Raw genomic sequence first — 20,608 nt, 5'->3', positions numbered from 1 at the left:
CTCCTCAGATCAGATCGGTTTGGCTAGGCGTTTTGGATAGCCGCCCGCAGTGCCTGGGCACCGGATTCAAAACCGCCGATTTCGCTGCCAGCGCCTTGGACCATGTCTGGCTTACCGCCGCCGTGGCCCTTGATGTAGCTGCCAAATTGCGCAGCCAAATCCTTAGCGCTGAGCCCCGCCTCAACCGCTTCCTTGGAGGCAGCAATCACGAAAGGCACCTTGCCGTCGGTCTCCGAAACCAGCGCAACCACGGCGGGCCTGCCGGAGAGCTTGCCGCGGACGTCGTTGGCAATATTGCGCAAATCACCAACGTTGGCACCGGCATCCAGGCGCTTAATCACCACGGAGACGCCGCCAAGTAGCTCTGCCTCAGCGGCAATCTGGCCGGACTGCTGGGCCATCTGCTGGCGACGCATGCGCTCAAGCTGCTTTTCCGTTTCCTTCAGCTTCTGCGTCAGTGCTGCGATTCGCTCAGGGAGGTCGTCAGTCTTAGCTTTCAGGCTGCTCGCGATCCCCTCCGCCAGCGCGCGCTCCTTGCTGAGGTAGTGGAAGGAATCCAGGCCGGAGTAGGCCTCGATGCGGCGCGCCCCGGAACCAATAGAGGATTCACCCAGGATGGACACGGGGCCAATCTGGGAGGAGTGGCTCACGTGAGTACCACCACAAAGTTCGATGGAGAACGGGCCGCCGATTTCCACCACGCGCACCACGTCACCGTAGTTCTCGCCGAACAACGCCATCGCACCCATGGCCTTTGCCTCAGCCAAGGACGTTTCAATGGTGTTCACTGCCCAGTCGTTGTCCACGGCCAGGTTGGTGATGCTCTCAATTTCCTTGAGCTGCTCCGGGGTGAGCTGTTCGGTGTAGTTGAAGTCAAAGCGCAGGTAGCCGGGCTGGTTCATGGAACCGGCCTGCACAGCGGTTGGTCCGAGCACCTGGCGCAGTGCACCGTGGATGAGGTGCGTTGCGGAGTGAGACTGGCGAGCCGCGTGGCGCCACTGCTCATTGACCTGTGCGGTGACCTCTTCACCCACGCCCAGGGCGCCGCGGGTGACGGTTGCGCGGTGGACCCACAGCTTCTTGCCAATCTTTTGCACATCGTTGACGTCCAGAACGACGTCGCCGCGGGTGATGGTGCCGCGGTCACCCAACTGGCCACCGGACTCTGCGTACAGCGGCGAGGCATCCAGGATCACCTCTACCTCTTGCCCCTCGGCAACCTCGGAGACCTTCTGGCCACCGGAGATCAGGCCCAGGACCTTGACGCTGCTGCTGAGCTCATCGAAACCAGTAAACACCGTTGGGTGCTCGTCCACCCATTCACGGTAGATGGAGAGGTCGGCGTGACCGTGCTTCTTGGCTTGGTTATCTGCCTTCGCGCGGGCGCGCTGCTCGGCCATCAGGGACTCAAAGCCCTCGGTGTCCACCTCAAGACCGGCCTCAGCGGCCATCTCCAGGGTGAGGTCAATTGGGAAGCCGTAGGTATCGTGCAGCGCAAACGCATCAGCGCCGGATACGCTGGAGCTACCCTTGGACTTCACTGCAGCGGCCGCCTCCTCGAAGCGCTCGGTGCCGGATTCCAGGGTCTTCAGGAACGCAGCTTCCTCCGTGATGGAAACGCGCAAGATGCGCTCGCGGTTGTCTGCAATCTCGGGGTAGGAAGGGGTCATGGTGTCCATGATGGTGTTCATGAACTCTTCCAAGGTGGTGCCGGTTGCGCCGAGCAGGCGTGCGGAACGAATGATGCGGCGCAACAGGCGGCGCAGGATGTAGCCGCGGCCCTCATTGGATGGGGTGACGCCATCGAGGATCAGCATCATACCGGTACGGCAGTGGTCCGCGATCACGCGGAAGCGGATGTCATCTTCCTGTTTCGCACCGTACTTGGTGCCGGAAAGACGCTCTGCAACCGCGATCACGGGCGCCAGCAAATCCGTTTCATAGACGTTATCCACACCCTGGAGGATGCAGGCCACGCGCTCCACGCCGAGGCCGGTGTCAATATTCTTCTTTGGTAGTGGGCCGAGGATCTCAAAGTTGTCCTTGCCAATGCCTTCTCCGCGCTCATTTTCCATGAACACGAGATTCCAAATCTCCAGGTAGCGGTTGTCATCTGCAATCGGGCCACCCTCTTTGCCGTATTCCGGGCCGCGATCGTAGTAGATCTCCGAGCACGGACCACAAGGACCTGGAACACCCATGGACCAGTAGTTATCCGCCATACCCAAGCGCTGGATACGCTCACGCGGGATGCCTACCTTCTCATGCCAGATGTCCGCTGCTTCATCGTCATCCAGGTAGACGGTCACCCACAGGCGCTCGGGGTCCAACCCGTAGCCACCCTCAGCAACGGGGTTCGTCAGCAGCGCCCAAGCATAGGTGATCGCACCTTCCTTGAAATACTGGCCAAAGGAAAAGTTGCCAGCCATTTGGAAGAACGTGTTGTGGCGGGTGGTGATGCCCACCTCTTCAATATCAAGGGTGCGCACGCACTTTTGGATGCTGGTTGCGGTGCCGTTGGGGAAAGGAGGGTTCTGCTGCCCCAGGAAGTATGGCTTGAACGGCACCATGCCGGCGTTGACGAACAGCAGGTTGGGGTCGTCCAAAATCAGCGAAGCGCTGGGGACTTCTTGGTGCCCAGCCTTGGTGAAGTGGTTGATAAAGCGTTCCCGAATTTCGTGGGTCTGCACTAGGGGTTTCCTACTTTCCTTCTCGCATTCGCGTTACTGCAACCAATCTAGTCTACTTGCTGCCGCGAACAATACGGCGCAGCTTGCCAACAAGATCATAGAGCGGGCGCTCGGATCCGTGTGGGGTGGGTTGGTAGTACACTGCCGCGTCCAGGTCCTCTGGGATGTAGCGCTGCTTGACGACGCCCCGTGGGTCATCATGGGGGTACAGGTATCCCTGGGCGTTGCCGAGGTCCTTGGCTCCCTTGTAATGCCCATCCCGAAGGTGCGCTGGGACCGGCGACGTGCGGCCCTTGCGGACGTCGGAAATTGCCAGGTCAATTGCCTGGATTACCGCGTTGGATTTGGGTGCGGTGGCCAAGTGGATGGTTGCCTGCGCAAGGGCTAATCGGGCCTCTGGCATGCCGATAAACTGCACGGCCTGCGCGGCGGCAGTGGCGGTTTGGAGGGCGGTGGGGTCGGCCATGCCGATGTCCTCGCTCGCGTGGATCACGAGCCTGCGGGCGATGAACCTGGGGTCCTCCCCCGCCTCGATCATGCGGGCCAGGTAATGCAGGGCGGCGTCCACGTCCGAGCCGCGAATGGATTTGATGAAGGCGCTGGTGACGTCATAGTGCTGATCGCCATCGCGGTCGTAGCGCACCACTGCCCTGTCAATGTTGCTCGCCAGAATCTCCGCAGTCAGGTCCTCACCGTCTGCCACCGCCTCCGCGGCTGCTTCCAGGTAGGTCAGCGCCCGGCGGGCGTCGCCACCTGCGAGTACCGCGAGCTGCTCCAACGCCTCAGGGCTGACTGTGATCCTGCCGCCCAGCCCGCGTTCGTCGGACACCGCCCTGGAAATGAGTAATTTGATGTCCTCATGAGAAAGCGGCTCCAATTTGAGCAACAGCGAGCGGGAAAGCAACGGCGCTACAACCGAGAAGCTGGGGTTTTCCGTGGTCGCCGCAACCAAGAGGACCGTGCGGTTTTCCACCGCTGCCAGCAACGCGTCCTGCTGCGTTTTGGAAAAGCGATGGACCTCATCAATGAACAAGGTGGTGCGCACACCGCGGGCGAGATCCTGGCGGGCCTGGGTGATCACCGCGCGAACTTCCTTCACCCCGGCCGAAAGCGCGGATAGGCCAACGAAGCGGTGCCCCGTTGCCTGCGAAATCAGAGAGGCAATGGTGGTTTTGCCGGTTCCAGGCGGCCCATAGAGGATCACTGAGGCATCGCCGGAGCCGTGGATTAGGCGGTGCAGCGGCTTGCCCGGGGCCAGCAAGTGCTGCTGCCCGAACACCTCATCAATACTGCGCGGGCGCATTCGGGCGGCCAGCGGTGAATGGGACCCCGCAGCAAACACTTCAGGTGTTTCTACTGGGCGCATGGAGGAAAAGAGGCCGTCGCCAAGGCCCAAATCTCCGTGTCCCACGCTGCTCATTGCCCTGAATCCTCTCGGAAAACTTTGCTCGCTTTTGTCCTTGGCTGTCCTTGGTCCGGCGCAGCCTATACCAGGCGCTCAACCACCGTCTGCGCGAATACTTGCACCTCTGGGAAGCGGCTATCACTATTACGCGCGGCAAAGCGTGCCAACGCCTCGAAGGTTTCCGAAAGGTCCTTTCGGGCAAGTTTAATAGTGTCCTCATCTACACCCGTTGGCAGGTTGAGCATCTCCTTGGTTGCAAGCAGCGGGGTGGAGTGCCCCACCAGGGTAAGCAATTGCGAAACATCCAGCGGAGCCGCATCATTTTGCAGCACCAAGGTGTAGAGCTTTTCAAACGCCTCCGCATCAGTGCTGAAATGCATCAGCGCTATGGAGGCAAAAGACCACCCCACCAGCGCCGTCAGCACGCGGGCGTGCAGGCGATTCAGGTTGTTCACATTGGGCCACAGGCGGGAGACTTGGTGCGTCCACGCCTCGATGAACACGTCTGCCTCATCATCACTGATTGGCTCTGTGAACAGGAATTGTGGGAACCCAGCTACCACGCAAGCGAGGTCAAAGGCGGCGTCGCGGAAACCTGCCCACTCGTAATCCAAGAAATGGGTGGTGGAGGAAACAATGATGTTATCTGGGGAAAGGTCAAAGGGGGTGAATGCCCGGTGATGCCCCGAGGAAAGCCTGCGGTTGGCATCCATCGCAAAGTCACGGACGGTTTCTTGCACCGCAATGCCGGAGTGCTCCACCAGCTCCATCCCGAGCAAAATCGAAGCACGCAGCAGGCGCTCGCGGAAGTGCATGGTCTTTGCGATCTCAGGGTACTTGGCGGCCATGCGGTGCATCAGGATCTCAAAATGAGGCTCCTTCATTGCGGTGCCCGCGTGCATCCGCCCGATAGCCTCACCGAGGTTACGCAAAATTTCTTGGCGCATCTGCGGATTGTGAGTGCGAAGCAGCTCCGCAAAGGTGTCACCGTCACCCGAGTCAGAGATGACGAGGAGGTGCTCATCCATGTCATGGGCCAACAGGATTGGCCCTGGGCGCACATCCTCGCTCAACGAGGTGGTGAACTGGTAGGCAACGATCTCCCGCAACAGCCCAGACTCATCAAAATCCGCACCGGTTGGTGGGGTGTACTTAATGATCACGGAGCGCTGCTGCAAAAACGGTGAAGGTGCAACCCGGGCACGCAACACCAAGGCCACGCCGGAACCATTCAGGCGCTGCACGTCCTGCAGGCTCTGCATGCCTCCGTAGCGTCGAGACAGCAGCTCCTCAGCACTGGCAACCACCTTCTCAGTGAGTTCGGCAAGAGAAGCTGCGTCATTTTCAAATTGCTCGCGCAGCTCAGCAACCCCGTTGAGGCCGCTCATACCCAAGGGGTGATCGGGAACTTGTCCACCCATAATCCTGTTGTACCTTTCTGCCGTGCCACCCAAACAGCCGTGGGCAACACCGTTGTGCTCCTCCGCGCAGCACCCGTGCAACGTTTCATGCCGTTTGCGCAGGGCGCGCTCCAGGTTGCATCTACCTGCAGGAGCCCGATGATCAGCCTCGAAGCGCTAGCTTCCGCTCTGCCGACCTTATCCACACACCACCATACTTGAACACCGCCCAAGCGCACCGTCAAAGTAGCAGGATTGCTTGGGTTCCTTCCTTCGGTGTCCGTGGGTGTGCGAGCCCATGAACCACCGCCCCGTTCCATGCAACAGCCCCGCGACGGCCAGTGCCAGCGCGGGGCGGTTGCAAGCAATCCAGCTTAGGCTTGGCCGGCTTCTGCCTCTGCTGCCTTTTCAGCCTTTTCAGCCTTTTCAGCCTTTGGCTTGAAATCCACACCGGTCTCCTTGCGCTGCTGCGCAGGGATCGGGGCGGGAGCGTCGGTGAGTGGGTCCACGCCACCACCGGACTTCGGGAACGCAATCACGTCACGGATGGAGTCAAAACCGCCGAGCAGGGACACAATGCGGTCCCAACCGAAAGCAATGCCGCCGTGTGGTGGTGCGCCAAAGGCGAATGCGTCCAAGAGGAAGCCGAACTTCTCCTGCGCCTCTTCCTCGCTGATGCCCATCACTTCAAAGACGCGTTGCTGCACATCGCGCTGGTGGATACGGATGGAACCGCCACCGATCTCATTGCCGTTGCACACGATGTCATAGGCATATGCGGTTGCTTCGCCAGGGTTCTGATCAAAGTTGTCAATCCACTCTGGCTTCGGCGAGGTGAACGCGTGGTGCACAGCGGTCCACTTGGAGTGTCCAAGTGCAACATCACCGCTAGCGGTGGCGTCGGCAGCGGGCTCGAACAGCGGTGCATCCACAACCCAAGTGAAGGCCCAGTCGCCATCCTTGATCAGGTCCAGCTTGCGGGCAATTTCGCTGCGTGCTGCGCCAAGCAACGCGCGTGAGCTCTTGGTCTCACCGGCGGCGAAGAAGATCGCGTCTCCTGGGGCGGCGCCGACGTGCGCAGCAATACCCTCACGCTCAGCTTCCGTGATGTTCTTTGCCACTGGGCCAGAAAGCTCTCCGTCCTCACCCACGAGGATATACGCGAGGCCCTTCGCGCCGCGCTGCTTTGCCCACTCCTGCCAAGCATCCAACTGGCGGCGAGGCTGGGAAGCACCACCCTTCATCACCACAGCGCCAACGTACTCATTTTGGAACACACGGAAGGTGGTGTCCTTGAAGAACTCGGTGCATTCCACAAGCTGAATGTCAAAACGCAGGTCTGGCTTGTCGGAACCGTAGAGACGCATCGCGTCCGCATAGGTCATCCGTGGGATCGGGGTGGTGATCTCATAGCCGATGAGCTTCCACAGCTCCACCAGGATTTCCTCAGCCAAGGCGATGATGTCATCTTGGTCCACAAAGCTCATCTCAACATCGAGCTGAGTGAACTCCGGCTGGCGGTCCGCGCGGAAATCCTCGTCGCGGTAGCAGCGAGCGATCTGGTAGTAGCGCTCCATGCCAGCCACCATGAGCAATTGCTTGAACAACTGCGGGGACTGTGGAAGGGCATACCAGGAACCTGGCTTCAGGCGAGCTGGAACCAGGAAATCTCGGGCACCTTCAGGGGTGGAACGGGTCAGCGTTGGGGTTTCGATTTCCACGAAGTCGTGGCGGTCCAGTACCCGGCGCGCTGCCTGGTTTGCCTTAGAGCGCAGGCGCAGCGCCCAACCCTGTTGTGGGCGTCGCAAGTCCAGGTAGCGGTACTTCAGCCGGGCTTCCTCGCCTACTTCGCCGCCTTGCGCTGCGTCGTCAATCTGGAATGGGAGCGCCGCAGACTCGTTGAGAACCTCAAGCTCGGAGACGTTGACCTCGATGGCGCCGGATGCCAAGTTGGCGTTCTCGGAGCCCTCGGGGCGTGGCTCCACCACACCAGTGACCTTTACGCAGTATTCGCTGCGGAGGTGGTGAGCACGCTGTGCAACTTCACTCTCGCGGAACACCACCTGCGCAATACCGGATGAGTCACGCAAGTCAATGAAGATCACGCCGCCGTGGTCGCGCCGGCGCGACACCCAACCGGTAAGTGTAACTTCCTGACCTGCAGTCTCTTTACGCAGCTCGCCCGCGAAATGTGTACGCAACACGTGCAACTCTTCCTTTCCTCGTGGGTTTCTCTTGATGAGCACCAGCGCAGACTCGCAGCCCACCACCACCCGCACGGGGCCGTGGCGTTGGGCCATGAGGTTGGGCACTTGGCAAATGCCTCAAGTCTAAGTGAAATATCTTACTCGCAGGGCGTTCCAAATTGCACACTGCACACTCTGGCACTACCACGGGCACCAAAGCGCATCGACCCGCTGGGATGCGCGGAGACGGGCCCCACCTTGCTTTGGTGAGCCCGTCTGATTGTGGCGGCATGAGCGCGCGGGATTGAATTAATTCGCTGAACTGCTGGCGAGCAGTGCCTGGAGTGGTGCGAACCAAGCGCTCAACACGGATCCAACTGCATTGTTCGCTGCAGAGAACAACAATGCGATCAGTGCGAACAGGCCAAAGAAGCCGAAGCCTGTGGAGCTTCCCACCGGTGCGGGGTCCTCAGAGGGATCCTGTGACGCTGGGTTCTCAGAAGCGCCCTCAGCTTCCATAACGCCCCCAAGTGCGCCGAGCTCGAAGCTTAAGCGGGTGCCAGCGTCGGTGGTGATGGTGACCATATCCGTGGCCTTCACGCTGCCGGGAACGGTGAGCTTCAGCGATGCGGTTCCGGCCTCGCCGAAGTTGGCTGGACCGAAATCACGGGCGATGTCTGCGGTGGCAATGGTCTCGCCTACAGAGAGCGTCACGGTGGATGCGCTATCGCCGACGGTGTAGAGCAGGGAGCTGAGGTCAAAGGTCACCTCGGCGCCGGGGGCAAGATCGCCGCTCACCTGCATGCCCACGGCTGACTGGCCGCCGCGTGGAGTGAGCGTGGGGTTGTTTGCAAGGAACTCGGTGAATGCAGTTACGTCCATCAGCCCCGTGTTGGTTAGTTTGCTACCGTTTGCCAGCGCCGGGAAGCCATCGCCGCCTTCAAGCAGGAAGGTAGAACCCGCAACCACGTATAAGGCGGCGGGATCGAGCGGCTGGCCGTCGATGGTGCCCGCGATGAAACGCTTTCCAGCTTCAGCCTGTGGGTTGTAGGTGTAGGTGAAGTTATCGGACCAGCCAAGTGCCAGTACTGGGCGGGATGCGGATGGGTCCTTCCACTGCTGCTCGATGGCGTTGATGATGTCCTGGCCAGTGAGCGAGGTGTACGTGATCTCATTGCCGAATGGTTGTACTGCGAAGGCCTCCTGGTAGGTCACTTCACCTTCGAGCAAGTCTGCGCGCACGCCGCCAGCGTTCATCACACCGAGGTCTGCCGTGATTGAGGTGTTGTTGGTGATTGCATCCTTGGCCGCTTGTGCAAGCGCGTTGGAGAGGGTGGACTCCACGCCGCGGTTGGAACCGGAGCTTGTCGCGCTGTCCTCGTTTGCGCCTCGGTAGAAGCTTGCGGCGGCGGTGGCCACTACCCTGTTGCCCGCAACTTCGGAATCCTGCATTGCCTGCTCAACGATTGCGGCAACAGCCAGGTCTGGGGTGTTGCCTACAGCGGCCATCATCTGCGCGGTGTCGTACACCGTGCTCGTGATGTCGGTGACCTTGCCAGATTGCTTGTCAAAGGTGAAGTCCATGTCTGCCAAGGCCTTGCCGTATTCGTAGGCCTGGGCCACGGCGAACGCGGAGCCGTCGGCACGCTTGATTACCTGGGACTCGGTTTCGTGAGTGTCGCCTGCGAACACAGCATCGACGTTCGCATTGAACGCATTCGGGTCCTCAACACCCTCATGGAACAGCGCCACAACGACGTCGGCTTGGTTGGTGGCGGTGATTTCGTCAGCGAGCGCATTAGTGGCCGCGATAGGGTCGTCGAAGTCGATGCCCACGATGCCCGCCGGGGACACCTTGTTTTTGGTGGTTTCCGTGACCGAGCCGATCAGCGCCACACGCACACCAGCGACTTCCTTTACCACGTAGGGCTTCAGCGCGGGCGTGCCTCCGGTGACGTTTGCGCCCAGGTAATCGAAGTTGGAGAAGGGCTGGATGCGCCCGGTGAGATCGTCGTAGCCTTTGTCGAACTCGTGGTTGCCCACGGCGGAAGCGTGCAGTCCCATCTGGTTCAGCACGGCGAGCGTTGGCTCGTCATCCAGCACGGCGGAGAGGAAGGCGGAGCCACCCACGTTATCGCCGCTGCTGGTGAGTAGGTATTCCTGACCTGCATTGACGTGCTTGACCATGGAGGAAAGCACCGCCGCCCCAGGCTCGGTGACGTTTCCACCGCTTGCCACCTGGGCGATGTGCCCGTGCAGGTCAGTGAAGTTGCTGATGCTGAACGTGGCGATTTCCTGCGCGCTCGCGGTAGGCACCATTATGCCCAGAGACAGCGTGGCAGTGGTGGTAGCCAACGCAATCGCGCGATGGCTACGCCTGCGGGGGTGATACGTCATGTGAGGAGTCTCCTTGGGAAAAGCTATGCGTGGATTACTCCTTGTGTTGTAGCGTCCCGACGCCCGCACTGCAGTGCTTCACATTCCACACACCTGCGCATTTGCTGAAAGTTCCCAAGAGATTCACGCGCTTGTTAATGACGCATCAATTGGCGTTTCATTTCACGCCGATCCACTCCCCAGGCAAGTTGCGGCTCTACCCGCCAAATTGGGTAAGCGCGCCGCCGGTGAGCCGATAGGTGTCCCACTCCTCCATTGGGAACGCACCGATGCTGCGATAAAACTCGATTGATGGCGTGTTCCACTTCAATACGCTCCACTCAACCCGCTTGTACCCGCGCTCCACTGCGATGCTGGCCAGCTCCTTGAGCAATGCCTTCCCCGCGCCTTTACCGCGGTGTTCCGGATGTACGAACAAATCCTCGAGGTAGATGCCATGCGCACCTTCCCAGGTGGAGTAGTTCAAAAACCACAGGGCAAAACCAACGCTGGAGGCGCTGCCATCTGCGTCGATCTCTTCGGCTATGTGGGCAAAGATCGCCGGGTGTTCACCAAAGAGCTGCTGCTCGAGTGTGGCCTCGGTAAGAAGGACGGTGTCCAGCGGCTCCTTCTCGTACACGGCGAGGTCTTTGACAAACTGCACCATTGCGGCAGTGTCTTCCCTACGTGCGGGGCGTACTCGGATCGTCGGACTGCCTTGGACATTTGTGTTGTGCTGGCTCATGGGTTGTAAGTGTATCCACAGGAAACTAGCCGCTGCGGTTTTAGTACTCGGGCGGTTATCCAAGCAGGTCGAGCGGGATCGCAACGTTGCCGTCGGGGCGCCGGATTACCACTTCAGCCGCGGTGGACCGTTGCAAAATCGAGGCCACACTCTGACTCCCTCGCAACCATCATGACCAACATGCTTGCGGCTCAACACATCGTGCTCAACCTCCAACATCGATCGTGAAGGACCCTTTGACCTGCCCAGCAACGTTGAATCGGGATTTCTCCAATCGCGTTTCAAGAAACTCCCCACCAAGTACTACCCACCAGCGGCACCTCGTGATGGGTTTGCCCATTTTGTCCTGCGGGTGTGAAAGAATCGGACGCATGACGTTCCGTGGTGGCATTCAAAAGACAGAGTCCCGTGCGCGTACCGGCGGAGGTGGCACCGGCCGTATGGTCGCTGGTGGCGGCATCGGCACCGTTCTTCTGGTTGGCCTTTTCCTCCTCATGGGTGGAAACCCGGCGCAGTTGGACGAATTCCTCGGCTCCCAGTCCGGAGCCGGCCAGCAACAAGTGGAAACCTCCGGCGGTTTGGATCACTGCCAGGTTTCGGACCAGGCGAACACCGAGGCGGACTGCCGTGTGGAGTTCACTGCGCTTTCTGTGGACCAGATGTGGCAGGAGATCCTGCCGCAACAGGCTGGCATTGAATACACGGAACCCGGATTGGTGGTGTTCACGAATGCCACCCAGTCTGGCTGTGGATACGCAAGCTCCAAGACCGGCCCCTTCTACTGCCCTGCGGACCAGTCCACGTACTTTGACGTGAGCTTCTTCGACCAACTCTCCCAATACGGCGGCGAAAACACCCCATTTGCCCAGCAGTACATTGTGGCCCATGAGTTCGGCCACCATATCCAGCAACTCGAGGGAACGCTGAGGCTATCCAATTACAATGACCCCGGTGCGGAATCCAATGCCGTGCTCATTGAGTTGCAAGCAGACTGCTACGCAGGCATGTGGGCGCACTACGCTGACCAAGGCGAAGATGCGTTCCTGGAGCCCATTACGGACGCTCAGGTGAACGACGCCATCACGGCCGCCCGCGCGGTGGGCGATGACAACATCCAGCAGCGCTCCACCGGCGAGGTCCGCCCCGACCTGTTCACCCACGGCACCTCCGAGCAGCGCCAGGAAGCATTCCTTACGGGTTACCGCACCGGCCAGATGAGTTCCTGTGACACCCTTGGCCGCGGCGTGTATCGCGACAGCTAAAGTACCCCCTCAACGTAGCAAGCCGTGAGCGAGGAATTTGGAGTTCAATCAATCTCCTTTCCCTGCTCACGGCTTTTAGCTTGTCCAACACAAGCCCCTGCCTCAGCCCGTTACCTTGTGGGTATCCCCGATAATGGGGATAGTCGCTGGTCCCGGTATGACTTATCTGCCCTGTAGTTTTCATGATCCGGGGGTGTTGCCACCGGGTGCTAGGACGTTCGATGACAGCTGATAGGGACACGGCCGGAATCTATATATCCAGGTCTCTTTGTAACGTGGGTGCTCACAACGAATGTCATGACGCCAGCGACTGGAACAACGACATATTCATCTCGTTTTCTAGGAGCTCACCATGTCGCAGGAACACTCCATCGACATATTCCTCGGCCTAGACGTAGGTAAGTCTGAACACCACGCCTGCGCTCTCGACCGCGACGGCAACAAGGTCTTCGACAAACCATTGCCTCAACTCGAGTCCGATCTAGCAAGCGTTTTCCATCAGCTTCAAGAGCATGGCTTTGTTCTCGTGGTCGTCGATCAACGCAATACCATCGGCGCACTACCGATTGCTGTAGCCCGTGTCTGCGGATGCGAAGTCGGATACCTACCAGGCCTAGCCATGCGCAAAGCTGCAGATCTCTATCCGGGCCGTGCGAAAACAGACAAACGCGACGCCTTCATCATCGCCGACACCGCCCGAACAATGCCTCACACGCTGCGTGCCGTCGACCGAAACAACGAAGTTCTATCAGCATTGAAAATGCTCTCCGGCTTCGATGACGGCATCGCCCGCGATTGCACCCGCACCGTCAACCGACTACGTAGCATCCTCACTCAGATCTACCCCAGACTGGAACGAGTTTTTGCTGGCTGCACCCTGACTCGCACCCCAATCCTGGACATGCTGATCCACTACAAAGGGCCCCAGGGGCTGAAACGAGCCGGATACCAACGAGTGCTTAACTGGATGATCAAGCACACACGAAAATACCCCACCCCACTGGTAGACGAGATTTTTGCAGCACTGAAAGCGCAAACAGTTATTGTGCCTGGAAGCGATGCCGCCGAGCTCGTCATTCCCCAACTAGCTGCAAACATCAAGGCGTTAAAAGAGCAGCGCGACACCATTGCTGAACAGGTTGAGGGGATGCTTGATGATTTCCCTCTTTGTGAGGTCTTGATGAGCATGCCCGGAGACGGCATCAAGACCGCAGCACAGATCCTCCTGGCGATCGGTGACGGCTCCGACTTCGATAGCGCCAGCCACCTGGCCGCTTACGCGGGCATCGCACCAGTGACACGACGATCAGGATCATCAATCAGAGGCGAATTCCCAGCACGATCAGACAATAAGCGACTGAAAAACGCTTTGTTCTACTCCGCATTTGCCCCGATCCGCAGCCACGGACCGTCACGACAGTACTACGAGCGTAAACGCGCTGAAGGTAAACGCCATAACGCGGCAGTTATCTGCCTGGCACGACGCCGATGCAACGTCATCTACGCAATGCTGAAAAACAAAGAGTTCTTCCGAGAAATCCCACCACACCCAGTCGCCGCATAATGTCTAAAGACGAAAACCGACCAGCACACGCTGGCCGGTTCCTAAGCACGCCTAAAAGCTACCCCCACATCTGTATTCGTCAGCGACAACCTAACACTTGACAAAAACATAGGGACACCCCCGGAGGCTGGGTGGAGCATTATATTCATGCAGGCGAGGCCGTAAACGATGCGGTCCGCCGCGTCCTTGACCATTATTGCGCTCCCTTCGCATCTCCTTCCTACCGCCTGTGTGCCATTGAGACGGTCACTGAGACCACCGTGATCATCGGCGTGGACCACTCGCACACAGACATGTGGTCGATGGTGGTGGTATTGCGCGATTTCCTTGCCGCCTTGGGTGAATACGTCATCGGGACCCCGTAACTTTCCGAGGTCGCCCCGTTTTCGCAGCACACCCAAAGCCTGCGCGAGCGCGAACAGGCGCCGGTGGAGATTCACCGGCGCTGGGCCGAGATCATCGACGCAAGCGGCGGGGGGCATGCCGCGCCTCCCGCTGCCGCTGGGCGAGCCGGGCCCGCACGTCGAGCGCGTGGAGGTCCGCGACGTTCTAGGCGTTGACGAGGCCGCCGCCTTTTCCGCGCAGGCCCGCGCCGATGGGGTGTCCTCGTTGTCGACGGTGGTGGCGGCGATGACGAAGGTCACCCGCCAACAGGCCAACGCCCCGCTGCGCGCAGTCTTTCCCGTGCATAGCCGCTATGACCACCAGCGGCACAACTCGGTGGGGTGGTTTATCACCAACTCCGTTCTCGAATCGACAGATCCCCGCCCCGCCGCCTGCGCCGACTCCGTCAAGGAGGCGGTACGCTTGGGTTCTTGGCCGCTGGAGGACATCATGAAGCCCTGGGGTGACATGCCGGAAACTCCCGGCATGTTCGCGATTTCCTGGCTCGATCTGCGCCGGCTTCCCGTGCGAGTGGACTCTGTGGGCCTGAAGGCGCAGTATGTGGGCGCAAGCATCCGCCCGGATGGGGTGATGGTGTGGTTTATTTTGGACGAGACGGGGTTGCATCTGCGCTGCCGCTACCCGGATACCCCGCAGGCGCGGCGCAATGTCGGCGGGTGGCTCGATGAGGTGGTAAGCGATATCCGGCAGCGGGCCCGCGAATCCGTCGGTGGTCTGCTCACCGTCGATGACAGGCAGTTTCGGGTACAGCGCGCGGTGCGCGGCGACGTCGCCGATATCGTCAATATGCTTTCCGACGACGAACATGGCGCACGCTTGGAAAGCGACGCCGTGCAAAAGGGCGAGCACCCGGCCTACGACGATGCCTTCACGATTCTTGCCAGGGACCCCAACCAGTTCCTGGCGGTGATCAAAGACGACGCCGGGGCCACGGTGGGCACCATGCAGCTGTCCATCCTGCCCGAGCTTTCCCGCGGCGGCGCCACCCGCCTGCAGCTTCAGGCGGTTCGGATGGCCGCCCAGGTACGCGGGATCGGGCTTACCTCCGCGATGATCGAATGGGCCCACGAATACGGGCGCGCCCGTGGTGCGAAAATGGCACAGGTCAGCGTGGATGAGACCCATGAGCGCGCGCTCGACTTCTACAAGCGGCTGGGATATCACCCTAGCCACGTGGGATTCAAGCGCGCGCTATAGGCCCCGGCCGCCGGCGGCGCGGGCGGCGTCGGCAAGCAAGGGCGCGTGTGACGTTAACCCGCAGCGATTGCTACATCACCTTCGTGGACTCCAGATCCTCAGTCATGCTGTGAATACGGGCGGCGATCGCATGACGCAGCACCAGACCCACCAGCAGGGTGGGCAGCAGGAACAACAAGAGCATGCCCATGTTGGTGAGGTAGTCCCACTCGTAGATACCGGCGATGGCAGCACGCATCATGTTGATGGAATACGTTGCAGGCAGCCACGGGCTGATGTTTTGGAACCAGTGCGGAAGCACTTCCAGCGGATATGCGCCGCCAGCCGCGGATATCTGGAGCACCAGGAAGACCACCGCGACGGCCTTGCCGGCGTTGGAGAGCGAGAGCACCAGCGTGTAGATGATCAGCATGAATACAGAGGAGGTAATCCACCCGCTGATCATGAGCAGCCACGGATGCGCCGGCTCAATCTCAACGAAGACGATGAGGCCCAGCATCAAAAGCGTGGACTGTGCCATGCCGACGACCCAGAAAAGGAAGAAGCGACCGAAATACTCCTGTATGCCGGTAAAACCATCCCTGGCTTTGGTCTTTTCCATCACCCCTGCTTCATCCGCAGCGTCTTCGCCAGTCACGCCGGCACCCTGAGCGACGTTGTCGTCTCCGTCTGTGCCGTCTGTGACACCTGTGCCGTCGCTATCGTCTTCCGCTGGGGCCGGCGGATTCGAGGCAAGATAGCGCAGGTACACGTTGCGCGAGACCACCGTGTGCAGGAAGGCAGAGCTCAACAGCGCGCCGACCCACAAGGCGATGGCGCTATACAGCGGCGTCATACCCACGCCGAAGCTGGCAACGGGGAAGATCTCGTTGCGCTCCACGTTGATGGGGGAGGCGATGAGCTTCGCCAGCCCCTCGGGATCGGTGCCGATGACGGCCGCGATGCGCTTGAGATCTCCGGACTCGCGGGCATCCGCCATCTCCTTGACGGCATCATCCAAGCGCTGCGCCCCGTTGGACATGTTGTCCGCGGAGATACCCAAGCTGGTCTGCGCATCCGTAAGCGTCTGCAGCAGCCCCTGGTCGGTGTCTGCGAAGCTGGCACGGATGTTATCCAGGTAGGAGCCGACCACCGCTAGGTTGTCCCTGGCATCGGCCATGTTGCTGCGCAGCTGCTCAAGCTGGGGCTGCAAGTTGGTGCGGTAGTTATCCCTGGCGTTTGCAATCGCTGTGGTCGCTTCATCGATCGCCTGCCGGGCCTGATCGCGGGCCTGCTGGTTGGTGGTCTGATCCGAGCGCAGGTCGGAAGCCAGCGTGTGCAGCCGCTGCGCGAGGGAATCCTGGCGCGCGATGGCCGCGTCGAGATCCGCGAGCAAACCCACCGCCGCAGGGGTGCCCCGCAGCTGGGACGGGATCGCATTGTTGAGCGAATCGCGAGTCTGGCGGAAGGCGGCAACCTGGTTATCAATGCCGGCGGCTGCGGAATCAATCGCATCCGCCTGGGAGTTCGCCCCCGTGGATGCCGAGTTGAGCACGGAGTCCAAACGGCTTTGTACTGCGCTGACGCTGTCCGCAGTGCGGTCGAGAGAATCTCCGAGCGCGCTGGTTGCGTCATCGAGGCCGGAATCCGAGCCATCGGATGACCCCGTCAATCCACTATCGGTGTTGAGCGAATCATCCAGGGAAACGGTCAGGTTCTGGGCGCTTTCCACCAGCGGAACCGAGGCGCTGACCAGCGATTGGAAAGAACTCACCGTATGGGAAGCGGACGTCAGCTGCGTTGATAATGATTCCAGCCGGACTTCCAAACGATCCAAGGTGGCTGCGGTTTCTTCGTCGTCGAGGAAGGAGGAGACGTCCAGCGCCAGCCCCATCGCCACCTCGCTGAGTACCTGGGTGAATGCGGCGTTGATCTGCGAGGTCACGCCCTGGGCACCCTGGTTGGAGATATTGGACGATAGCGCGTTCTTCTTCTCGTTGGTATACAGCGTGATGTCCGCAGGCGCCGCGCCACCAGCGTAGAAGGTAAACATCGAGGTGCTGAAGTTCTCCGGAAGCACGATGGCGGCGTAGTAGTCGCCCGAGCGCGTTCCCTCGAGCGCGGTGTCCTCGTCGGTGATGATCCAATCCAGGCTCTTGTTTCCGCGAAGCTGCGAGAGAACCTGGTCGCCGACGTTGACCTCGAGGTTGAGCACGTCGGTTTGGTACCCCTCGTCGGTGTTGGCCACCGCTATCTTGAGTCGATCGGAGTTGCCGAAGGGATCCCAACTAGCCAGCACGTTAAACCACGTAAACAGCAGCGGGAGGGCAACGAGCACGCTCATAAAGATCCCCATCATGACGTTGCCGCGGATTTGGCGGGCATCATCACGGATGATAAATCGGGTCGCGTTCATTATTTTCCTCCTTCCTGTGCCGGGAATTCAGTGGTCTCGGTCTTATCGTTCGTATCGGTAGCTTCGGTGACACCGGTTGCGAGCACCTTCTCGGCCGGCTGCGCCTCCGGGTCCGGCTCGTCGGTGGTTGCACTATGGATGGCGCGGTGTTGCCTGAGCGCTGCGACGAGATCATCCTCGCTTAGTGCCTCGAGCTCACTTGCATGCCGCAGGGACTGCTTCAAGCTTTCCGTGGTCACCAGCGCGCCGACGATGATCAGGCCCCACAGGGTGGCCACCGCCAAAAGACCCGGCTTGCTAATCGACGTCGCCCGCGACAAAATCCCCAGCACGAAAAGGCCGGCCAGGCCGATTATGGTCAGCACGCGCACCAGCATCGGATAAGACGCATCGAACTTCTCGCGCCTGCGGGTCAGTTCGCGGGAGAATTCGCCTCGGTTAGACAGAAGCGCAATGATGTGGCTGAGCCTATAGCCGGAGCCGAGGATCTCCACGTTTTCATTGATGACCAGTTCGGTGCGCGCGAGCTCGTTGTTGAATAGGCGCGTGAAATAGCCCAATTGTCGGCGCAGGATGAGGCCGAGGATCAGTGCGATGAGCCCCATCGCGCACACGATCGCCATGTAGTGCAGATATTGGTTGCCATAGAAGCCACCCACGGTCTCTCGCATGGCCTTGATGCTGTAGGAGAACGGCAAGACCGGGTAAATGGCACGGAAGAATCCCGGCATCAACTCGATCGGGTAGAGCCCGGATGCGCCGGGAATCTGCAGCACCACCAAAACCACAGCTATGGCCCGGCCTACGTGGCCGAAAGCTGCCGCGAGTGCATAGATAATGGCCAAATAGCTAAGGCCAATCACGACTGCCGTTGCAACGAAGGCGAAGGCGTTGACGGTCTGCACGCCGATAAGCAAGGTACCTACGCTGACGATGATTGCCTGCGCGATCGCGAGGACGCTGAGCAGCAGGAAGCGGCCGAAGTAGGCGTGCCGCAGGGCCAACGCGCGGAAGCCTTCCTTGTCCACCTCCACGCGGAAGATGATGATCAGGATGAAGGTGCCGATCCACAGCGAGAGGTTGATGAACATCGGCGACATCGCAGAACCATAGGAAGCAACCGGGAACAGCGCTTGCTTTTCAAATTCCACTGGTGAAGCCAGGTAGGTTCCGATGTTGTCGGCATCGAGTCCGGTGACGGTCTGCAGCGTACCCGACTGCAGCGCGGCCGCAAGCGCTGCGACATCGGCCTCGGAATTGCGGGCGAAGTCCTGGAGATCGGCCAGGTTGCCGTCGCTTGCCACCAGGATGTCCTGCGTGGACTGCAACTGGTCTTCCAAGCCATCGACCAAGGCGGTGATCTGCCCCAAGGAGCTTTGCGTCTGCGCTGCCTGACCGGCCAGCAGGCCGGCGCGCGCGGACAGGGCGGTCACCCGTGTAGTCAGCGAATTGACCGCCTCATTGGAAGTCGATCGCAGCGCACCGCTGCTGTCTTGGGCCCGGTCGATCAATGTCGCGAAGTCGTTGCCGAGGGCGTCTAATTGCCGAGAGGTCTCGGTGGCCGTGGAGGCTACCTGATTGAGCTGATCCACCACTGCCTGGGCTTGATCGAGCTGGGTGCGAACCCCCGCGAGGGTATCGCCGGCCAAAGGCTGCGAAACAGCACCCAACGCCGCCTCGGCGGCGGTCAGAGAATTCTCGGCGGCGGTAATGCCCTGGCTGAACCTGTCCGTACCGCCTTGGATTTGCGTGCCCACCTCGCCCAGCATCGCCGAGGTGGAGGTGAGCGCACTTCGGGCATTGGCGGTGGACACGCCCAGTGCTTCTTGTGCCTTCGCGCTGGCATCACCGGTGGACTGTGCAAAAACCTGCGCGTCGGTGATGACGGTATCCAAGATGGTCTGAATGTTGGTCAAGGAGGCGGCGACATCTCCCAGCGCCGGGTCGGCCGCCGCCAGCATGCCCTTGACGTCGCTTGCGGTCTGGCCGGAGTCGGCGAGCTGATTGGCGATATCTTGCACGTTGTCCCGTGTGGTGCCAAGCTGGGCTTCCAAGTCTTGCAATGTCTGGGTCGTTGTCGATTGCGTGTCTTGGATGCTCGAAGAAAAGTCAACGCCACGATCCCGCAGGGTCTCCGACACCGCCTTGCCGAGCTGCTCGCGGAAGGCGGAGGTGATCTTAATGTCAAGGGAGTTGGATCCCGCGTCGGTAATCTTCGGCGCGATGGCACCCTTTTTCTCATTGACGGAGTATTCGATGGTCGGCTGGGCGCGGCTGCCGCTGAAGATGTCCACGAGCTGCTGGCTGAACTCTTCGGGGATGGCAAAGGAGGCGTACACCTCGCCCCGATGGATCTTTTCATCAGCCTCGTCGGCTGAGAGGAATTCCCACCCCAGCTGGTCATTCTGCCGCAATTGATCAACTATTTGGTCCCCTACCTTAATCTCACCGGTGAGATCGGAGGTGGCCCCCTTATCTTCGTTGACCACCGCGATCGGAATCGCTTCGGTGTTGTTGTAGGGATCCCAAAACGCAGCGATATTCAGCCATGTGTATAACGCAGGGGTGATGAGGATACCAATGACAATGATGAATGCCTTAGGCACCGCCAAAATACGTTTGGCATCACGGACAAAGACGCGCCAGCTAGTTTTCACCCTGCGATCCTAACCTCGCCTTAACACAAAGGCCAACAAGATAACTACAGGTAGAGGTCTTGAATGCCGTTGCTTAACCTTGTTAATTTGCCTAACAAAAAAATGGGTTTCCCCTAGGCATGAAGAGTTTTACCTGCCTTATCTGTGGTTTTGTCCACAATTCGTCACCGCTCGGCGGAGGGGACGCTGCAGCCAAAGAGCCAGAAACTTTCACATTATGGACTTGATGTGCAAGTTTGCGAATCCCTCCACGCGCGACAGAATAAGTACCTTGCCCCACCGCACCCCCTGGCGGGGGCTTGACCCGCCCGTTCCCTCCCCAACTG

At 60.1% G+C, this 20,608-nt stretch carries 12 protein-coding genes; 4 read left to right on the top strand and 8 right to left on the bottom strand.

Going from position 1 to position 20,608, the window contains the following annotated elements; genetic code table 11:
- Nucleotides 1–23: 23 nt before the first annotated feature.
- From alaS to NQ050_RS07805, 6 genes are all read right to left on the bottom strand, one after another.
- The gene (alaS, locus tag NQ050_RS07830) at nt 24–2,690 is read right to left on the bottom strand and encodes an alanine--tRNA ligase (protein ID WP_257038732.1); all 2,667 of its coding nucleotides are present in this window, start codon (nt 2,688–2,690) and stop codon (nt 24–26) included.
- A 52-nt stretch (nt 2,691–2,742) separates the two neighbouring features.
- Nucleotides 2,743–4,056 carry a replication-associated recombination protein A gene (locus NQ050_RS07825; protein ID WP_257038775.1) on the bottom strand — a complete coding sequence of 438 codons (1,314 nt, stop codon included), beginning with the start codon at nt 4,054–4,056 and terminating at the stop codon, nt 2,743–2,745.
- A gap of 119 nt (nt 4,057–4,175) precedes the next feature.
- Nucleotides 4,176–5,516, bottom strand: coding sequence for a phosphotransferase (locus NQ050_RS07820; protein ID WP_257038731.1), 1,341 nt, complete (start codon nt 5,514–5,516; stop codon nt 4,176–4,178).
- Between the two features lie 353 nt (nt 5,517–5,869).
- The gene (aspS, locus tag NQ050_RS07815; RefSeq protein WP_257038774.1) at nt 5,870–7,699 is read right to left on the bottom strand and encodes an aspartate--tRNA ligase; all 1,830 of its coding nucleotides are present in this window, start codon (nt 7,697–7,699) and stop codon (nt 5,870–5,872) included.
- 291 nt (nt 7,700–7,990) lie between these two features.
- Nucleotides 7,991–10,078, bottom strand: a complete 2,088-nt coding sequence (locus NQ050_RS07810) for a bifunctional UDP-sugar hydrolase/5'-nucleotidase (RefSeq protein WP_257038730.1) — start codon at nt 10,076–10,078, stop codon at nt 7,991–7,993.
- Nucleotides 10,079–10,274: 196 nt separating this feature from the next.
- Nucleotides 10,275–10,802, bottom strand: coding sequence for a GNAT family N-acetyltransferase (locus NQ050_RS07805; protein ID WP_257038729.1), 528 nt, complete (start codon nt 10,800–10,802; stop codon nt 10,275–10,277).
- Between the two features lie 371 nt (nt 10,803–11,173).
- On the opposite strand from NQ050_RS07805, the gene NQ050_RS07800 reads away from it, so the two are divergent.
- The 4 genes from NQ050_RS07800 to NQ050_RS07790 all read left to right on the top strand — a co-directional run bounded on the left by NQ050_RS07800 (nt 11,174) and on the right by NQ050_RS07790 (nt 15,230).
- Entirely contained in the window at nt 11,174–12,064 is an 891-nt protein-coding gene (locus NQ050_RS07800; protein WP_257038728.1) for a neutral zinc metallopeptidase, read from the top strand.
- Nucleotides 12,065–12,416: 352 nt separating this feature from the next.
- Nucleotides 12,417–13,628 carry an IS110 family transposase gene (locus tag NQ050_RS07795; protein WP_257038726.1) on the top strand — a complete coding sequence of 404 codons (1,212 nt, stop codon included), beginning with the start codon at nt 12,417–12,419 and terminating at the stop codon, nt 13,626–13,628.
- A gap of 131 nt (nt 13,629–13,759) precedes the next feature.
- On the top strand, nt 13,760–13,993 hold the full coding sequence (locus NQ050_RS11210) for a hypothetical protein (RefSeq protein ID WP_306428369.1): 234 nt from the start codon (nt 13,760–13,762) through the stop codon (nt 13,991–13,993).
- 235 nt (nt 13,994–14,228) lie between these two features.
- Complete coding sequence (locus NQ050_RS07790; RefSeq protein WP_368734668.1) at nt 14,229–15,230, top strand: GNAT family N-acetyltransferase; 1,002 nt, start codon at nt 14,229–14,231, stop codon at nt 15,228–15,230.
- A gap of 70 nt (nt 15,231–15,300) precedes the next feature.
- Here the strand turns inward: NQ050_RS07790 and NQ050_RS07785 are convergent, their stop codons facing one another.
- Nucleotides 15,301–17,625: a YhgE/Pip domain-containing protein gene (locus NQ050_RS07785; protein WP_257038725.1), complete on the bottom strand. Its 2,325-nt coding sequence runs from the start codon at nt 17,623–17,625 to the stop codon at nt 15,301–15,303.
- Nucleotides 17,625–20,282: a YhgE/Pip domain-containing protein gene (locus tag NQ050_RS07780; protein ID WP_257038724.1), complete on the bottom strand. Its 2,658-nt coding sequence runs from the start codon at nt 20,280–20,282 to the stop codon at nt 17,625–17,627. Before NQ050_RS07780 ends, NQ050_RS07785 begins: the two co-directional genes overlap by 1 nt.
- Nucleotides 20,283–20,608 lie beyond the last annotated feature (326 nt).

It is taken from the genome of Corynebacterium sp. 122RC1 (assembly GCF_024580955.1).
In the GTDB taxonomy this organism is placed as follows: Bacteria; Actinomycetota; Actinomycetes; order Mycobacteriales; family Mycobacteriaceae; genus Corynebacterium; species Corynebacterium kozikiae.
Note: the sequence above shows the minus strand (reverse complement) of the source record. Positions and strands in the feature narration are given on the sequence as shown.